Source organism: Pseudactinotalea sp. HY160 (genome assembly GCF_009372055.1).
Classification (GTDB): Bacteria; Actinomycetota; Actinomycetes; order Actinomycetales; family Beutenbergiaceae; genus HY158.
Window position 1 is genome coordinate 96,677 of sequence record NZ_WHMT01000006.1, and the last position, 14,397, is coordinate 111,073.

A 14,397-nucleotide genomic window follows, 5' to 3' on the forward strand; every position below is an offset into this window, starting at 1 on the left:
TAAGGAGGAATCGTGGCCCAGAGATTCGAGAAGCCGCGTCCGCCCGAGGACGACGCGCCGGTCCCGCCGCCGCCCACGGCGGCCCAGGCGCGCGATGTCGAGGTCGATTCCCTGCTGTCGGAGATCGACGACGTGCTGGAGACCAACGCGGAGTCCTTCGTCCGCGGATTCGTACAGAAGGGCGGCCAGTGAGTCCGCTGCCACCGGATCGGCTGCCGGCGAGCTTCCTCACCCCCGGCAGCTCCTCCTTCGTGGACTTCCTCGGCGCCCACGCCCCCGAGCTGCTGCCGCACGCCGCCGACGCCCGCGCCGCGGCCCCGGCGACCGCGCACGCGACGACGATCGTCGCGCTCACCTACGCCGGCGGCATGGTCATGGCCGGTGACCGGCGCGCCACGATGGGCACGACGATCGCACACCGGCAGATCGAGAAGGTGTTCCCCGCCGACGAGTTCTCGGCGATCGGGATCGCCGGCACGGCCGGGCTGGCGATCGACCTCGTGCGCCTCTTCCAGCTCGAGCTCGAGCACTACGAGAAGATCGAGGGCTCGCTTCTGTCCCTCGAGGGCAAGGCGAATCGGCTCGCGACCATGGTCCGCGCGAACCTTCCGCTCGCGCTCCAGGGCCTCGCGGCCGTGCCGCTCTTCGGCGGCTACGACGAGGGCCGCGGCATCGGGCGCATCTTCTCCTACGACGTGGTCGGCGGGCGGTACGAGGAGCAGGACCACCACAGCGTGGGCTCCGGCTCGGTGTATGCGCGCGGCTCCCTGAAGAAGCAGTGGCGCCACGGCATGGGCGCCGCCGAGGCGATCGAGGTGGCCCTGCACGCGCTCGTCGACGCGGCCGACGAGGACTCCGCCACCGGCGGCCCGGACGCGGCCCGCGGCATCTACCCGATGGTCGCCACCGTGAGCGCCGAGGGGTACCGGCCCGTGACGCAGGCCGACCTGGCCGCCTCCACCGACCGGATCGAGCGCGCCCGGGCCGCCCGGCCCGAGCGCGGGGGAGCCTCATGACTCAGCCGTTCTACGTCTCGCCCGAACAACTGATGAAGGACCGGGCGGACTTCGCCCGGAAGGGGATCGCCCGGGGCCGCTCCGTCGTCGTCGTCGGCTACGACGGCGGGATCGCCTTCGCCACTGAGAACCCCTCCCGGGCGCTGCACAAGATCAGCGAGATCTACGACCGGATCGGCTTCGCCGCCGTGGGCAAGTACAACGAGTTCGAGAACCTGCGGGTGGCGGGAGTGCGCTACGCCGACCTGCGGGGCTATTCCTACGATCGAGCCGACGTCACCGCCCGGGGCCTGGCCAACGCCTACGCCCAGACGCTCGGATCGGTCTTCACCACGGAGGCGAAGCCGCTCGAGGTGGAGATCGCCGTCGCCGAGGTGGGCCCGGCCCAGTCCGAGGATCAGATCTACCGGCTCTCCTACGACGGTTCGGTCGCCGACGAGAACGGGTACCTGGTCATGGGCGGGGACGCCCAGCGGCTCGGCGTCCGGCTCGGTGAGGGCTGGCGCCCCGGTCTCACGCTCGCCGAGGCGCTGCGCCTCGCGCTCGCGACGCTGGGCGCAGGCCCGGGCGCGAGCGGGGCCGAGGAGGAGCCGCGCCGGCTCGCCGCCGAGGTCGTCGAGGCGGCGGTGCTCGACCGGTCCCGGCTGCGCCGGTCGTTCCGACGGCTCCGGCCCGAGGAGATCACCGGCCTGATCGCGGAGCCCGAGGGCGCATGAGCCGACGCATCTTCGGGCTGGAGACCGAGTTCGGGGTCACCTGCTCGACCACGTCCGGGCGCGCGCCGACCCCCGAGGAGATCGCCCGCTACCTCTTCCGCAAGGTCGTCGCGTGGGGGCGTTCCTCGAACGTCTTCCTCGGCAACGGCTCCCGCCTCTACCTCGACGTCGGCTCCCACCCCGAATACGCCACCGCCGAATGCGACGACATCCACCAGCTGCTCGTGCACGACAAGGCCGGTGAGGTGCTCATGAGCACGCTCGTGGACGACGCCCAGGAGCGCCTCGAGGCCGACGGCATCGACGGGCGCATCCACCTGTTCAAGAACAACCTCGACTCGGTCGACAACTCCTACGGCTGCCACGAGAACTACCTGCTGCGCCGCCGCGCCGACTTCGCCCGCACGACCGACCAGCTCGTGCCGTTCCTCATCACCCGCCAGATCCTCACCGGCGCCGGGCACGTGCGGATCACCCCCTCCGGCTCCCGGTACGTGTTCTCCCAGCGATCCGATCACATGTGGGAGGCCACGAGCTCGGCCACGACCCGGTCCCGGCCGATCATCAACACCCGTGACGAACCGCACGCCGACGCCGACAAGTACCGGCGCCTGCACGTCATCAGCGGGGACTCCTCGATGTCGCACGCCTCGACCATGCTCAAGGTCGGCATGACCGACCTCGTGCTCCGGCTCCTCGAGGCCGGGACGATCCTGCCCGATCTCATCCTTGCGGAACCCGTGCGCTCGATCCGGGCCATCTCCCACGATCTGACCGCGACGGCGCAGCTGCCGCTGGCCGGCGGGGGCACCGCGAGCGCGCTCGATGCGCAGCGGGCCTACCTCGACCGGGTCCGGGCCCACCTCGGCGAGCACGGCTCGAGCTCCCACGACGACTGGGTGGTCGACCTGTGGCAGCGCGGCCTCGACGCCCTCGCCGGCGGCGACCTGAGCGCCGTCGAGACCGAACTCGACTGGGTGATCAAGAAGCGGCTCATCGACCGGTACGTCGAGGCGGGCGACCTCGCCCTGACCGACCCGCGCGTGCGCCGTCTCGACCTCGCCTACCACGACATCTCCCCGCGCACCGGGATCTTCCACCGGCTCATGGAGCGCGGGCTGGCCACACGGCTCGCGAGCGAGCAGGAGATCGAGGCCGCCACGACGACGCCCCCGCAGACCACCCGGGCGAAGCTGCGGGGGGACTTCGTGACCGCCGCCACCGCGAACCGCCGCGACTACACGGTCGACTGGGTCCACCTCAAGGTGAACGATCAGTCCGGGCGCACCGTGCTGTGCAAGGATCCCTTCATCCACTCCGATGAGCGCGTCGACCGGCTCATCGAGCTCGTCACCGACCCGGGGGGCGGCCGATGAGCCGAGTCCGGGCCGTGGCCGGGCTGCTGGCCATGGCCTCGCTCCTGTTCGGGCTCCTCGGCTGCACGGAGGACGTGCCCGAGGGGCCACTCGACCGGGTCGAGGTGACGGGCGACTTCGGGCGCCGCCCGCAGCTCATCGCCCCCGTCCCGCTCGTCGTCCAGCACAGCGCCACGGAGACGATCATCGAGGGCGACGGCAGGGAACTGGCCGACGGTGACCCGGTGCTGCTCGCCTACCTCGCCGTCGACGCCCAGACCGGCGAGACGATCGACGACTCCTACGCCCGAGAACCGCGCGTGCTGCTGCTCTCGAAGAGCGAGGCGGGGCCGCTGTACTCCTCCCTCCTCGGGGCCCGGGAGGGCACCCGGCTGCTGCGCGCGGACCCGCCCACGGCCTCGACGTCGCATCCGACCCTCGTCGTCTACGACATCCTGCACACCCGCGCCTGGGGCGAGGAGCTGCCCCCGCCCGACGGGGCCGACGACCTGCCCACGGTCACCCTCGGCGAGCGGGGCGAACCCGAGGTGACGATCCCCGACGCCGCACCGCCCTCGCAGCTCGAGGTCGTGCCCCTCATCCGCGGCACGGGCCCGCAGGTGCGCATCGGCGGGACGATCACGGTGCAGTACACGTCCGTGGCCTGGGACACGGGCGAGGTGCTCGAGACGACCTGGGGCAACGGCAACGCGCCGCAGACCCTCCCGTTCGAGGGCCTCATCCCCGCCTGGCAGGGGGGCCTGACCGACGCCACCGCCGGCTCCCAGTACATGATCATCGCCCCACCCGAGGACGCCTTCGGTACCGATACCGTCGTCTTCGTCATCGACGTGCTCGCCGCGTCGACCGCCCCCGACCCCGCCCCTGAGGGAGACTGACATGACCCTGGCCGTCCGCGTGATCCCGTGCCTCGACGTCGACGCCGGCCGCGTCGTCAAAGGCGTGAACTTCGAGAACCTGCGCGATGCCGGCGACCCGGTCGAACTCGCCCAGCGTTATCACGACGCGGGGGCCGACGAGCTGACGTTCCTCGACGTGAGTGCGACCGTCGACGGGCGGGCGACGACGACCGAGATCGTCTCGGCGGCCGCGTCGCGGCTGTCGGTGCCGCTGACCGTCGGCGGGGGAGTGCGCACCACCGACGACGTCGACCGGCTGCTGCGGGCCGGGGCCGACAAGGTCGGCGTCAACACCGCCGCGATCGCCCGCCCCGAACTCATCTCCGAGATCGCCGCGCGGTTCGGCTCGCAGGTGCTCGTGCTCTCGGTCGATGCCCGGCGGACCCGCGACGGCGCCCGGACGGCGTCCGGCTACGAGGTCACCACCCACGGGGGGCGGCGCGGCACGGGCATCGACGCGGTCGACTGGGCCGCGCGCGCCGCCGCGGCCGGGGTGGGGGAGATCCTGCTCAACTCGATCGACGCCGACGGAACGAACGCCGGCTTCGACCTCGAGATGATCCGCGCCGTGCGGGCCGCCGCCGACGTGCCGCTCATCGCCTCCGGCGGCGCCGGCACGGCCGAGCACTTCGTCGAGGCCGTCCAGGCGGGCGCGGACGCCGTGCTCGCCGCGTCCGTCTTCCACTTCGGCACCGTGACTATCGCCGAGGTCAAGGCCGCCCTCGCGGGCGCCGGCATCCCGGTGCGCTGAACTCGGCCCAGTCAGCGGTCCTTGGCGAGGTCGCTGGGGCGGCGGACCGCGAGGTCGAGGGAACTGGCTACGGCGCTGAGAGCCCACGTGCCCGCGAGGGCGAGTCCCCACAGGATCGGGATGGTCGGATCGAGATGATGCGGGGCCAGCGCCAGGGATGCTGCGGTGGCGGACAGAGCGGCGGTGCCGGCGATGAGGAGGGACTCGAGGGTCAGCAGGGTCATGACCGAGACGGGGGAGGTGCCGGACATGCGGTAGACGGCGAACTCACTGGCGCGCAGTCGGGTCGTGACAACGGTGGCGATCGCGCCGAACAGGCCGAGCAGTAGGGGGAGCCAGCGGCTGGGGCGCTGCAGGTAGTCGGCGACTGGGTCGTTGGTGGCGGTGAGCAGTTCGGTACCCGAGATCGAGTTCTCCGTGACCTTCAGCTGGGCGGCGACGGCGGGCAGGGCGGTGCCGGCGTCGGAGAATTCGTCGAGGACGACGACGCATCGTTCGGTGGTGACGTCGCTGGGGCGCGGCGGCAGCGTGATGCTGGAACCCGTGCCGAGGCCGCCGGGATGGGGATCGGCGTGCACGGCGGTGGCCAGATCCTGGCCCGTCCGGACGATGAATGGGCGCGCGGCCCGCTCGGAGAGGGCGCGGCCGACGAGCAGGTCGGCTTCGGCGAGTTCGGGGAACAGGGTCATGCTGGCCCGTTGCGTCGGCAGGCGGCTGCCGACCGGCAGCACCTCGAGTTCTCCGGCGTGCTCGAGCATCCCGGCGTGGCGGATTCCGTGCTGCCCGGCGAGCATCTCGCAGGAGGCACGGGTGATGCGGGCGGGGGCGTCGTTGTCCAGCGCCGAGAGCACCAGCACGTTGCGTCCCTCGGCGGCAAGGTCGTGGATCTCCAGGCGCATGATCTGCGTCTCGAGGGCGATGTAGGCGCTGGATCCCGCACCGGCCAGGACCGCGAGCGCAAGGATCGCGAGCATGCGCGAGCCGGCGCCGAAGACATTCCGGATTGCTTCGCGGGCGAGCAGGCCCAGGTGCCATCGGTCACGCTGCATCGAGCGCCTCATCGCGCATGTGAACCGTGACCTCGGCAGCGGCGACGAGTACCGGATCGTGGGTAGCCACGACGATCGTTGCCCGCGCGGTCAGCCCGTCGAGGATCTGGGCGATCAGGTCGGTATTGGCGGCGTCGAGGTTGGCCGATGGCTCGTCGGCCAGGATCACCTCCTTATTCGAGGCCAGGGCCCGGGCCAGCGCAACGCGCTGCAGCTCCCCGCCGGACAGGCGGCGAGCCTGCTGGTGCAACAGCGCTCCGAGCCCGACGACCTCGAGCGCCTCGACGGCGCGTTCGTGGGCCTCGCCCAGCGGCGCGCCGGAGGCCAGTGGAGCGATCGCTACGTTGTCCAGCACGCTGCGCCGGCCCAGCGCATTCGAGCCCTGCGGCACCCACGCGACCCGCCCAGGGTCCGGCGGAGACGACGGGCAGGTCGGGCTATTGCGGAGCTCGACGCGACCGGTGCCGAGCGACTGGTAGCCCGAGATGGCCGCCAGCAAGGTCGACTTGCCGCTGCCGGAGGGGCCCACCAGCGCGGTGACCCGTGCTGCGGGGAAGTGTGCGTCAAGGCCCGCGAACGCCGTGGTGGTCCCGAAGCGGACCGTTGCGTCGGCGACGTCGATCTGCACGGCGTTCATCGGCATTCGGCGAGCACCTCGCCAGGAAGGGTCAGCGGGTCCCGCGCGATGCGCGCGTCGATCAGCGAGGGGTCGACGTAGAATGCGCCCAGTGTTCCCACGGCGGGCTCCAGGGCCCGAATCCGTTCGGGGGCCCAGCCGCCGTCCTCCTGCCGCTGGAATAGACACTGCGTCCCCGAACCGTTGACGTGCACGGAGGTGCCGGGCACGACCGCGCGTACCTGTGGCTCGGCGCGGCTGAGCAGCCCGCCGTCGTACTGCTCCGGCTCACCGGGCACCTCGCTTTCCGTGACCTGCGCCTCGCCACCGGCGACCGCTTCGCGCAGGCCCGCGTGGATCGTCGCCAGTTCCGCCGCGGTGGGCTCGAGGCCCGAGACCGCGATCTGCAGGTCACCGAAGGTCAGTGTGAGCGGCGCATCCTGCAGCTCAGTGAGGGATGTGCTCATGCTGGTCGGGATGAACCTGATCCGCATCGGAACCGGCGCGGTCTCCAGGATCGTCTCGCCGGCGGCAACCATGCTGCCCACGGTCAGCTGCGGCTCCCCGAGCTCGGCCGCGGATCGCGGCAGGTAGGCGACGTAGCCCGGGCGGAACACCCCGTCGACGCGCACCCCGAGTTCCTCCTGCAGCTGCACAACCGCGGCACGCGTGCCGCGGTCGAATGTGGAGCCTGCGAGGTCCCCGTCCAACAGTCCGGCGTCCACCAGAAATCGGGCGAGGACCTCGACGTCCTCGCCCGCATCGCCCTCGCGTAGGTCGCGATGGAGCGGGGCGGTGCCGGGCTGTGCCAGTATCGGGACCCCGTCGACGGCGAACAGCTCCTGGCCCGGGCGGACCGGACCGTCGATCTCGGCGAGCGAGGTGAGCAGGCCCGATACCGGGGACCGGATCGGTCCGGCCTGCTCGATCTCGATCGAGACGGTCACCGACGTGCGGTCGTCGGTGGACTGGCTTCCCACGGTCACCACCGACGGCAACGGTGGCGCGATGCTCGCCTCTTCCCGCATGCCGACCGCCGGCACGGCCACGGCCACCGCCACGACGGGGACCGCCCACAGCGCCACCAACGGCACCAACCGCAGCCACGGGCTCACCCCAGAACCTGGCGTGGCGCCGTCACGGACCCGCACCATCTGCTACCTCACCCCTCACCGCTTGTCATCGACAACGCCCTACTGGAGGCACTCAGGCGGTTCGATGCCCGCCTCCCGCAGCTGCTCGAGAATCTCGTTCATATTCTCCGCCGGCTCGATGCCACGTTCCTGCAAGCACTCCCGAAAAGCCGGAGAGGGATCACGGGCCTCCTGGACCAGGTCCGAGTTTTGCCAGAGTATGTCCACGTATCGGAACTCCGCCTGGTAGCACTCGGAGTCTGCGCCATCCTCCACCGCTGCATTCGGCACCCGGGCCTCGTAGACAGGATGGTTGAACTGTACGTTCTCCAATTCGAATCCGGCCGCGCTCAAGCACTCCCTGTACCGAGCGAACGCCGCATGGTACTCATCTGCCGTTGCCACGCGGTCGCTGATCTCCTCAGCCTGTGCCGCCGACACGTTTGACGTGTCGGCGTCCTTCAACCAACCAGCAGGAACAGCTGTGGACTGCTCAGTGCCTGAGTTGGAGCATCCGCCGAGCAGCACCACCGCGATAACGAGGGCCCAGGGCCCCAGCCTCACCATCGTCACTGACCGCCTATCGGTATGAGGTGAAAAGGAGGTTTCCGACGGACGTCGAGTGTTGAGACTTGACGCCATTCTTGATGTACAGCACCGCGCTTCCGTCCCCCCACGTGATGTGAGTCCATTTCGTCCAGCTGGCGCCGCCCACGTGAGTATAGTTAGCGCGCACCCCCAGGGTTCCGCAGTGGCTGAAACCGAGTCCCGCCAGGTAGGTGATCTGGCCAGTGGACTCCGTGGCACCCATCGCACCTGAATCATCACTGCAATAGACCGGCCCCACCGTGGCCGCGGAGGCCGGCGCGGCCACCACCAATGCCGCGGTCAGCGCCACCACCCCCAATGTTGGCTTAATTCTTCCCCGTGCCACTGCTGCCGCTCCCGTTCGGTCATCATCGTCTGATCTCAAAAAGGTATCCGGCGTTCCGGAATTTGTCAAGAATCCGACGGGGCGCGCGGGAATCGCATCCGAAAAGCCGGATTGCTTAAAATTTGCTGCGAACTTCTGATGCTTCGCTTATCGGATCTAAGTCGCCGTTTCGGTGGGGTCAGTGCAGCTGGTGGCGGAGGGCCTCGATGGCTCGGGGCGGGCCAACCCATCTCACGTGGGCGGCCCGGAGCCGCCCGGCCAGGGCCAGGGCCAGATCCGCTGCCGTGCCGCGGATCGTCACCGGCGCGGGGCCGGTGCGCACCACCCGCGAGATCCCCGCCGGGGTCGCGAGCACCACGCCCACGGGGCAGCCCCGCAACATCCGCATGCTGAAGACGCGCAGCTGCGCGAGCACCGCCGCGGTCATCTCGGCCGGGAACTCCCGCGCCACCGCACCGGCGCCTGCGGCCTCCCCGCGGCGCAGGTCTTCGTGATGGATGACGTACTCGGCGAGGTTCGCCGCATCCGAGCGGTCGAGCAGCGCGAGCGGTGAGCGGGCCGGTACGGGTGCCGCGAACTCGGCCACCACGTCGAGATAGGCCGCCGGGTCGGCAGCGCGCTCGGCCACGGAAGACAGCTGCCCCATCGCCCAGGGCCGGTGCCGCCGCAGATATAGGTGCGCCGCGAGATGGCGGGCCTGCCAGCCCTCGCATAGGGTGGGCGTCTGGGGATCGGTGGCGAGCAGAGCCCGCACCAATGCGTCGCGTTCGATACCTGACCACATGGCTCCACCCTGACACGCCGCACCAGGAAGGACCCGCCTCACCCGGACTCGAACCGTTCCGATCTCAGTCTCGACGGTCATGACCGGCTCGGCGCAGCTCACCCGACCCTGATCGTGGGAGGATGCTCGGGTGCCGCTCGATCCCGAAATCTCCCAGCGCCTGCGCCGTGACGCCGCAGGCCTCGTCTGCGCCGTGATCCAGGACGATGAGACCGATGCGGTGCTCATGGTCGGCTGGATGGACGACGAGGCCCTCCACCGCACCCTGACCGAGGGCCGCGTGACGTTCTGGTCGCGCTCCCGCGGCGAGTACTGGCGCAAGGGCGACACCTCCGGGCACGTGCAGTGGGTGCGCTCGGCCGCCCTCGACTGCGACGGCGACGCCGTGCTCGTGCGCGTGATCCAGGTCGGTGCCGCCTGCCACACCGGCACGCGCACGTGCTTCGAGGCCGGCGGCGACCTCGGGGCGGTGGTCGGCGAATGAGCACGCTCGAATGGGGCCACACCTGGCCGAGCCGGGAGGAGTTCGTCACCTTCGCCGGCGACCGTCGCGTCATTCCCGTCGTGCGCCGCCTGCTTGCGGACGACGTCACCCCGGTCGGCCTGTACCGGCGCCTTTCCGCCGGTCGCCCCGGCACGTTCATCCTCGAATCGGCCGAGACCGACGGTGCGTGGAACCGGTGGTCGTTCGTGGGCGTGAGCACGCGGGCGACCCTGACCGCCCGGGACGGGCAGGCCGCCTGGAGCGGGGAGCCGCCCGTCTCCGTGCCGCAGTCGGGCCCGATCCTCGACGTGCTGCGCGGCACGCTCGCGGCCCTGCACACCGAACGCTTCGAGGGGCTGCCGCCGCTCACGGGCGGCCTCGTGGGCGCGATGGGCTGGGATCTCACCCGGGAGTGGGAGCCGACCCTGCCGCGGGAGGCCCCGGACGAGCAGGGCCTGCCGGACCTCGCGCTCCTGCTCGTGGCCGACATGGTCGCGGTCGACCACCACGACGGCTCGATCTGGCTCATCGCGAACGCGATCAACACCAACGACACCTCCGGCGGCGTCGAGGAGGCCTACGACGACGCGGTCCGTCGCCTGGACTCGCTCGCCGCCCGGGTGGGACGGCCCGCCGAGGCGAGCGTCGCCGTCCTCGATCCCGCCGCGCACGAACCACAGGTGCGCTACCGCAGCACGCAGGCCGAGTTCGAGGAGAGCGTGCGGTCCGCGAAGCGCGCGATCACCGAGGGCGAGGTGTTCCAGGTCGTGTTCAGTCAGCGGCTCGACCTCGACTGCGAGGCCGACCCGCTCGACGTGTACCGGGCGCTGCGCACGATCAACCCGAGCCCGTACATGTACCTCGTGCACCTCGCCGAACCCGACGGCCGGGAGTTCCACGTCGTCGGATCCTCCCCGGAGACCCTCGTCAAGGTGGACTCCGGCCGGGTCACGAGCTTCCCGATCGCCGGGTCCCGCCCGCGCGGGGCCACCCCGGCCGAGGATCAGGAGCTCGGAGTCGAGCTGCTCGCCGACCCGAAGGAACGCTCCGAGCACCTCATGCTCGTCGATCTCGCCCGCAACGACCTCGGCAAGGTGTGCCGCCCGGGCAGCGTGGCCGTCGAGGAGTTCATGGCGATCCGCCGGTTCTCCCACATCATGCACATCACCTCGACCGTGAGCGGGCGGCTGCGCGCCGATGCGACCGCGCTCGACGCGTTCACGGCCGCCTTCCCGGCCGGCACGCTCTCGGGCGCGCCCAAGCCGCGGGCCATCGAGCTCATCGACTCCCACGAGCCCGCCCGGCGGGGGCTCTACGGCGGCACGGTCGGATATTTCGACTTCGCGGGCGAGATGGACATGGCCATCGCGATCCGCACCGCGGTGATCGCCGGCGGCGTGGCCACCGTGCAGGCCGGTGCCGGCCTCGTGGCCGATTCGGATCCGCACACGGAGTACGTGGAGACCCGCAACAAGGCCGCCGCCGTGGTCCACGCGATCGCCACCGCCGCCCGGATCCGGCCGGTATGAGAGCCTCGCTCACCCGCGGCCGGGCCGTCCTGCTCGTCGGGCTGCTCGGGATCGTGCTCGTGGGCACCTCGCTGCCCACGTGGGCCCGCGGCGAGGGCCGCGGCACGGACGGGCCGGTGCCGATCGTGCTCGCCGGCACCGATGCGGCACCCGCCGTGCCGAGCGCCGGGCTCGTGGTCATCGTGGCGGCGCTCGTGCTCGGGCTCTCGGGCCGGGCCACGCGGATCGCGGCGCTCGCCGGGGCCGGGCTCGCCGCGCTCCTCGCCGGCTGGTCCGGCATCGCGTTCCTGGGCGATCCCGAGCCGCCGCTCGTCTCCGCCGCCGGCGAGGCGACCCGGGTGCGCGATCTCGTGGGCGCGGTCTCGGTCACCGCCTGGCCGGTCGTGACCGTCGTGGCGGCCGCGGTCGTGGCGCTCGTCGTGCTCGTGCTGCCGTGGCAGTTCGGGCGGTGGGCGGCCGTGGGGCGGCGATACCAGCGCGGACCGGTGGACCCTGCGGCCTCTGCGGACACTGTGGGGCTGTCGGGGCAGGCCGGACCCGCCGACGACGGCAGCACCGCCCGCCGCGTGCGGGCGATGGACGATTGGGACGCGATCGGCCGTGGCGAAGACCCGTCGGCCGATCCCGACCGGTAGGATGAGCGCGTGGCGGGAAGGCAGCGACACCGCCCGTGGGCCCGCGGCCCAGCAGCTACACGAAACACGCCCAAGCACCCGATTGACCTGTCGAAGGACGAAGGACCGATGACTCAGGATGTGACCCGCCGCGAACCGGTGCAGCCCCTCATGGACCCGCCGCCCGTGGCGCCGTACGCCAATCACGGCCGCACCGTCGCCGGCTGGGCGCTGTTCTGGATCGTGGCCGCCGGGGCGATCGTGATCGCGATCGGTGCCGTCTCCGATCACTGGGGCGTCATCTTCGGCGGCGCCGTGGTCATCGCCGTGGGCCTCATCGTGAGCCTCGTGCTCCGCGGGCTCGGGCACGGCCAGCCGAAGACCAGTCGGCCCGTGCCCTCGCTCACGGATCCGCTCACCGGCCCGGTCCCCGACGTGCGCTGAGCCACCCGCACTATCCGCCGGCGAGCCCTGCGGACAACCCGCCGGTGAGCCCGTGAATGACCCGACGGTCAGCTGCCGGTGATCTGCCCAGAAGTGGATTCATGACCGCCTATCCGCCCTCGGAGCCCGACCGCGGCTCCGACCCCTATGCCGGAATGCACTCCGGCGGGCACCCGCCCCAGTACGCTCAGCACGTTCAGCACCCGCCAGACCCTGAGCGCGGGCCGTGGCAGGCCGGGCCGCCCCCGGGGCAGGTCCCGCCGCCACCTCAGTACGCTCAGCACCCTCAGTACGGTCAGCACCCTCAGTACGGTCAGCACCCTCAGTACGGTCAGCACCCTCAGTACGGTCAGCACCCTCAGTACGGTCAGCACCCTCAGTACGGTCAGGCCGGACCGTGGCAGGCGGGCCCGTTCGGCCTCGCTCCAGCGGTCACGACCGACAACGGCAAGGGAACGGGCGCCCTCGTCTGCTCGATCGTCGCCCTCGTGCTGTGCTGTATCCCGATCGTCAGCTCGGTGCTGGCGATCGCCGCGATCGTGCTCGGCGCGCAGGGGCGCGGCGCCGCGGCCCGCGGCACCGCGAGCAATTCCGGCGTGGCGACCGGAGGGCTCGTCATCGGGATCATCGCCCTGGTCCTCGGGCTGGCGGCCGCCGGACTCGCGCTGCTCGGGCTGGTTCAGGGCGATGGCGCGGCCTGAGCGCCGGGACCGGCGCACCCCGAGCGTGCTGCTGGCGGTGGCCGCCGCGGCCACCGCCCTCGTGGCGGTGCGCGACCCGCACGGCGGCGGTTACGGGCTCTGCCCGGTGCTCGCCCTGACCGGCTGGTTCTGCCCGACGTGCGGCGGGCTGCGGGCGGTCCACGACCTGACCGCCGGCGACCTGGCGGGCGCCTGGGCGATGAATCCCCTGGTCACCCTCGCGGTGCCGGTGGCGGCGCTCGCCCTCGTCGCCTGGACGATCCGGGCCTGGACCGGCCGTCGGGCCCGGCAACTGCCGACCTGGCTCGTGATCACGGCCGGTGCCGTGGCCGTCCTCTTCGCCCTCCTCCGCAACCTCCCCGCCCTCGCGCCGGTGCTGGCACCCCACCTGCGCTGACGGGTGCCGGCCGGCGGCACGTCGGCCGGCACGTGGCCGGATCCGGGTGCTGGATCGAGCAGGTCCCGCGTCCAACTACGATGGGTGGCAGCCGAGTCAGTGGACGGGCGGAACGAGGAGGGCACCGGAGTGACTGTTCTGGATCAGATCGTGGCGGATACCCGGATCGACGTGGCCGAGCGCGAGGCGAAGCTCAGCCTCGGCGAACTCAAGGAACTCGCGCACGGGCGCGACTCCGCGATCGACGCCGTCTCCGCTCTCAAGCGCGAGGACGTCGTGACCGTCATCGCCGAGGTCAAGCGGTCGAGCCCGTCCAAGGGGGCGCTGGCCGACATCGCCGATCCCGCCGGGCTGGCCGAGGACTACGAGGCCGGGGGCGCCGCGGCGATCTCGGTGCTCACCGAGTCGCGCCGCTTCGGCGGATCGCTCGCCGACTTCGACGCCGTGCGGGCCCGGGTGAGCGTGCCCCTGCTGCGCAAGGACTTCATCGTCACGCCCTATCAGGTGTGGGAGGCGCGCGCCCACGGCGCCGACCTCGTGCTCCTCATCGTCGCGGCCCTCGACCAGCCCGCCCTCGCGGGCCTCGTGGACCGGGTGCACTCCCTCGGCATGACCGCACTCGTGGAGGCGCACACGGCCGAGGAGGCCGGCCGCGCCGTGGACGCGGGCGCCCGCATCATCGGGGTCAACGCCCGCGACCTGCGCACCCTCGAGGTGCACCGCGACGTGTTCGCCGACGTCGCCCCGCAGATCCCCGCCGGGATCGTCAGGGTGGCCGAATCGGGGGTCCGCGGACCCCACGACGTGCTCGAGTACGCCCGCTGGGGGGCCGATGCCGTGCTCGTCGGCGAGGCCCTCGTGACCCAGGGCGAACCCCGGACGGCCGTGGCCGACATGGTCGCGGCCGGAGCCCACCCGGCGTTGCGCTCGGCGCGCCCGTGATCCAAGGAGAAG

General features: G+C 71.7%; 19 protein-coding genes. 14 read left to right on the forward strand and 5 right to left on the reverse strand.

Annotated elements, in window-relative coordinates; genetic code table 11:
- The first annotated feature begins 12 nt into the window (after positions 1 to 12).
- From GCG21_RS07785 to hisF, 6 genes are read left to right on the forward strand one after another with little or no spacing between them, the layout of a single operon-like run.
- On the forward strand, positions 13 to 192 hold the full coding sequence (locus tag GCG21_RS07785; protein ID WP_370517390.1) for a ubiquitin-like protein Pup: 180 nt from the start codon (positions 13 to 15) through the stop codon (positions 190 to 192).
- On the forward strand, positions 189 to 1,016 hold the full coding sequence (gene prcB / locus GCG21_RS07790; protein ID WP_370517391.1) for a proteasome subunit beta: 828 nt from the start codon (positions 189 to 191) through the stop codon (positions 1,014 to 1,016). Before GCG21_RS07785 ends, prcB begins: the two co-directional genes overlap by 4 nt.
- Entirely contained in the window at positions 1,013 to 1,732 is a 720-nt protein-coding gene (gene prcA, locus GCG21_RS07795; protein ID WP_152818808.1) for a proteasome subunit alpha, read from the forward strand. Before prcB ends, prcA begins: the two co-directional genes overlap by 4 nt.
- Positions 1,729 to 3,108: a Pup--protein ligase gene (pafA, locus tag GCG21_RS07800; protein WP_152818810.1), complete on the forward strand. Its 1,380-nt coding sequence runs from the start codon at positions 1,729 to 1,731 to the stop codon at positions 3,106 to 3,108. Before prcA ends, pafA begins: the two co-directional genes overlap by 4 nt.
- A complete protein-coding gene (locus GCG21_RS07805; protein WP_152818812.1) occupies positions 3,105 to 3,986 on the forward strand; it encodes an FKBP-type peptidyl-prolyl cis-trans isomerase in 882 nt (293 codons plus the stop codon). The genes pafA and GCG21_RS07805 overlap by 4 nt, the downstream gene beginning before the upstream one ends.
- Position 3,987: 1 nt before the next feature.
- Positions 3,988 to 4,758 carry an imidazole glycerol phosphate synthase subunit HisF gene (gene hisF, locus GCG21_RS07810; RefSeq protein WP_152818814.1) on the forward strand — a complete coding sequence of 257 codons (771 nt, stop codon included), beginning with the start codon at positions 3,988 to 3,990 and terminating at the stop codon, positions 4,756 to 4,758.
- Between the two features lie 11 nt (positions 4,759 to 4,769).
- Here the strand turns inward: hisF and GCG21_RS07815 are convergent, their stop codons facing one another.
- The 4 genes from GCG21_RS07815 to GCG21_RS07830 all read right to left on the reverse strand — a co-directional run bounded on the left by GCG21_RS07815 (position 4,770) and on the right by GCG21_RS07830 (position 8,129).
- On the reverse strand, positions 4,770 to 5,807 hold the full coding sequence (locus GCG21_RS07815) for a hypothetical protein (RefSeq protein WP_152818816.1): 1,038 nt from the start codon (positions 5,805 to 5,807) through the stop codon (positions 4,770 to 4,772).
- Positions 5,797 to 6,450: an ABC transporter ATP-binding protein gene (locus GCG21_RS07820; protein WP_152818818.1), complete on the reverse strand. Its 654-nt coding sequence runs from the start codon at positions 6,448 to 6,450 to the stop codon at positions 5,797 to 5,799. Before GCG21_RS07820 ends, GCG21_RS07815 begins: the two co-directional genes overlap by 11 nt.
- Positions 6,441 to 7,538, reverse strand: a complete 1,098-nt coding sequence (locus GCG21_RS07825; protein WP_194164994.1) for a peptidoglycan-binding domain-containing protein — start codon at positions 7,536 to 7,538, stop codon at positions 6,441 to 6,443. Before GCG21_RS07825 ends, GCG21_RS07820 begins: the two co-directional genes overlap by 10 nt.
- Before the next feature lie 78 nt (positions 7,539 to 7,616).
- Entirely contained in the window at positions 7,617 to 8,129 is a 513-nt protein-coding gene (locus tag GCG21_RS07830; protein WP_152818822.1) for a hypothetical protein, read from the reverse strand.
- A gap of 275 nt (positions 8,130 to 8,404) precedes the next feature.
- Here GCG21_RS07830 and GCG21_RS07835 point away from each other — a divergent pair, with 275 nt between their 5' ends.
- Complete coding sequence (locus GCG21_RS07835; RefSeq protein ID WP_152818824.1) at positions 8,405 to 8,629, forward strand: hypothetical protein; 225 nt, start codon at positions 8,405 to 8,407, stop codon at positions 8,627 to 8,629.
- A gap of 39 nt (positions 8,630 to 8,668) precedes the next feature.
- Here the strand turns inward: GCG21_RS07835 and GCG21_RS07840 are convergent, their stop codons facing one another.
- Positions 8,669 to 9,274 carry a maleylpyruvate isomerase family mycothiol-dependent enzyme gene (locus tag GCG21_RS07840; protein ID WP_194164995.1) on the reverse strand — a complete coding sequence of 202 codons (606 nt, stop codon included), beginning with the start codon at positions 9,272 to 9,274 and terminating at the stop codon, positions 8,669 to 8,671.
- Positions 9,275 to 9,404: 130 nt separating this feature from the next.
- On the opposite strand from GCG21_RS07840, the gene hisI reads away from it, so the two are divergent.
- From hisI to trpC, 7 genes are all read left to right on the forward strand, one after another.
- Complete coding sequence (hisI, locus tag GCG21_RS07845) at positions 9,405 to 9,758, forward strand: phosphoribosyl-AMP cyclohydrolase (RefSeq protein WP_370517392.1); 354 nt, start codon at positions 9,405 to 9,407, stop codon at positions 9,756 to 9,758.
- Complete coding sequence (locus GCG21_RS07850; RefSeq protein ID WP_152818828.1) at positions 9,755 to 11,287, forward strand: anthranilate synthase component I; 1,533 nt, start codon at positions 9,755 to 9,757, stop codon at positions 11,285 to 11,287. Before hisI ends, GCG21_RS07850 begins: the two co-directional genes overlap by 4 nt.
- Positions 11,284 to 11,922 (forward strand): Trp biosynthesis-associated membrane protein, encoded by a 639-nt coding sequence (locus GCG21_RS07855; protein ID WP_152818830.1) that lies wholly within the window; start codon positions 11,284 to 11,286, stop codon positions 11,920 to 11,922. Before GCG21_RS07850 ends, GCG21_RS07855 begins: the two co-directional genes overlap by 4 nt.
- A 108-nt stretch (positions 11,923 to 12,030) precedes the next feature.
- Positions 12,031 to 12,345 (forward strand): HGxxPAAW family protein, encoded by a 315-nt coding sequence (locus GCG21_RS07860; RefSeq protein WP_152818832.1) that lies wholly within the window; start codon positions 12,031 to 12,033, stop codon positions 12,343 to 12,345.
- Positions 12,346 to 12,833: 488 nt separating this feature from the next.
- Positions 12,834 to 13,046, forward strand: a complete 213-nt coding sequence (locus GCG21_RS07865; protein WP_152818834.1) for a hypothetical protein — start codon at positions 12,834 to 12,836, stop codon at positions 13,044 to 13,046.
- Positions 13,033 to 13,443, forward strand: a complete 411-nt coding sequence (locus GCG21_RS07870; protein ID WP_152818836.1) for a DUF2752 domain-containing protein — start codon at positions 13,033 to 13,035, stop codon at positions 13,441 to 13,443. The genes GCG21_RS07865 and GCG21_RS07870 overlap by 14 nt, the downstream gene beginning before the upstream one ends.
- Positions 13,444 to 13,572: 129 nt before the next feature.
- A complete protein-coding gene (trpC, locus tag GCG21_RS07875) occupies positions 13,573 to 14,385 on the forward strand; it encodes an indole-3-glycerol phosphate synthase TrpC (RefSeq protein WP_370517393.1) in 813 nt (270 codons plus the stop codon).
- The last annotated feature ends 12 nt before the right edge of the window (positions 14,386 to 14,397 follow it).